Consider the following 253-nt stretch of genomic DNA (forward strand, 5'->3'; position numbering starts at 1 on the left):
CCGACCAGCAGCACCGGCTTGCGGCCATAGGCATCCGACAGCGGACCGTGGATCACGCTGGCCAGCGCATAGGCAAGCAGATAGACGCTGATGCTCTGCTGCATGGCCGCGGCGGTGATCGAAAAATCGCGCTGGATCACCCCGAACGCCGGAAAAATGCTGTCGATGGTGAAGGGCCCGAACATCGCCAGCCCACCGAGGATCAAGGCGAGGCGCAGCTGCGGAACCGTGGGGCGGGTGTGGGGCATGGGCT

Annotated in this window: 1 protein-coding gene; it reads right to left on the reverse strand. The window is 65.2% G+C overall.

All coding sequences use genetic code 11. The annotated features are described in order from the left end of the window. Positions 1 to 253: MFS transporter (locus FLQ44_RS23635; RefSeq protein WP_170252920.1), on the reverse strand; the 253-nt coding region annotated here is incomplete at both ends.

Source organism: Vogesella mureinivorans (assembly GCF_007644035.1).
Taxonomy (GTDB): domain Bacteria; phylum Pseudomonadota; class Gammaproteobacteria; order Burkholderiales; family Chromobacteriaceae; genus Vogesella; species Vogesella mureinivorans.